Annotated in this window: 1 pseudogene; it reads right to left on the minus strand. The window is 58.9% G+C overall.

What is annotated here, in order from left to right:
• Positions 1-2,022: pseudogene (locus BLT30_RS18035) on the minus strand (RHS repeat-associated core domain-containing protein); the annotation flags it as partial.
• Positions 2,023-2,031 lie beyond the last annotated feature (9 nt).

The following is a 2,031-nucleotide window of genomic DNA, read 5'->3' on the forward strand; positions in this document are numbered from 1 at the left end:
GTTCAGGAACGACCCCATCGTATCAAAGGAAGAGTCCACGCCCTGCATGTTCATCCCAAAGGGATAGTAGTCGTTCCGGTCAAGAACATCTATGCTGCCTGTATCGGGGTTTCTGGCGTAACTAAGCCTCACATTCCCCAAGTGGTCTTTGTACTGGTAAATATACCTATTATTCTGGTAATCGTAGTAGCCCTCCGCCGTGGGGAAGTAGGACAGCTCCATACCGCTGCTCCCCGGGTCGCCGGGCTGTGCGGCCTCGCCCCTGTCGGTGGCCTCTGTGAAGGTCTCCTCCTGGCGCGCATGCCGGATATCCATGGTGGCGGCATCCTCTAGCTCCAGCGACCTCTGCAGGGCCTCCGCCATCGGCGTGGTGTACACAAAGCCGTCCAGGTAGTCCGTGATGATGGGATTGCTCCCCGCCTCGTTGTTCACCATCAGCCTCTTCCTCAGCTTCACACCGTCCGCACGGTAGTAGAACGTGGAGACGTTGGTCTGCGCGATCTCCTCCGGCAGGTTCAGGAAGTTGTAGCTGATGTTCGTGATCCCCTTGTCCGGCATGGCGGTCATGTTGCCGTTGGCATCGTAGACCATCGCCCCGCCACCGCCGCCGTAGCCGTTCAGGTTGTTGGCGGCATCGGTCACGGAGGTGATGCGGTTGCCCTGCAGGTCGTAGGTCAGGTTGTCGATCATCTTCACCTGTCCCTTCTGGCGGCTGCCGGTCCTTTTCAGCCTGACGATGTTCCCATTGGGGTCATATTCCTCTATGATCTCACTGTTCGCCTTGGAGGCGGGACTTTCCGGCAGCTGGTAGAAGCCGGCCTTCAGCCTGTTCGCCCCGTCATACACATAGCCCTGCCTCTGCGGTGTCCCGGGGAGCACATCCCCCACGGTGTACACCGCCTGCCACACGGTCTCGGCGATGTTCCCGTTGTACCTCGGCTGCACCTTGTAGGCGGAAAGGTCCAGGTTGGGCGTCTCCAGACCGTCCCTCTGGGCATAGTTCACCTTGTAGGCGAAGAGCTTGCTGCCCATCGCGGTGACATCGTTGATGTTCGTGAGCCAGCCCCGTACGTTGTAGGCATAGTCGATCCCCTGCAGGTTGTTGCCCACCTGCTTGTTGGTGACCTGTCCCAGCTCGTTGTAGGTATAGCTCGCCAGCAGCTCCTCCGGGTTGGCATCCACCTGGTGGTAGTGCTTCTCCAGGTAGTTCCTCTCGTTGTATACGAAACGCTCCCTGACCTTTATTTTCGTGGCGTTGGCCGTACGCTGATGCTCGGTCTCCACCTTCTGCGTGATGCCCGCCCAGTCCTGCTCCGTATGGGTCACCGTGGTACCGCCCAGGTGGTTGCTCTCCTGCGCGCCGGTGCTCCTCCCCCGCTGGTCGTACCAGTACCAGGTCCTGGTCCACTTGTCATCGTAGATGTTCTTCACATAGCTCGCCGTGGGCATCGTCTTGGTACTCTGCGCAGCAAGGATGTCTGAAGATAGTGCTGCCTCGGCGATCAGTGCAGGCTTGGCGGGTGTCCCTACAGGATAGGTATCATAATAGTTCACCGAGAGGACGGTATCCAGCTCATGGAACCAGCCATTGCTGTAGAGGACCTGCATCCCGTTCCTTGCGAAGCCCGTCCCGTCCGGCTGTTCTATCACCAGTCCATCCATGATGATCGTCTGCCAGCCGCCCCTGTCCCCACCTGAAAGGAAGCCCGTGTAGAGCACCCGCCCGAAAAGGTCGTACTTGGTGATCAGCCACCTGTTCTGTCCCCTCATATTGGCATCCCTGTAGAGAATCAGGCGGTCCGCCCTGTCGTACACCATCTCCTCCCTGCCCTTCCCCGGCAGTCGCTTCTCTATCAGCCTGCCCCTGGCATCATAGCGGTAGGTATAGCAGAGCTGTTCCTTCACATCCTGTGTCAGCGTTTGGGCAGATGCTTTCGGGGGAACGATCATCACCAGCTGCCCGTACTGGTTGTACACGTAGTAGGTGTCCAGCTTCTCCGTTCCCAGGTCCTGGCGGGTCATCAATGTCTG

It is taken from the genome of Epilithonimonas hungarica, from assembly GCF_900102265.1.
Classification (GTDB): domain Bacteria; phylum Bacteroidota; class Bacteroidia; order Flavobacteriales; family Weeksellaceae; genus Epilithonimonas; species Epilithonimonas hungarica.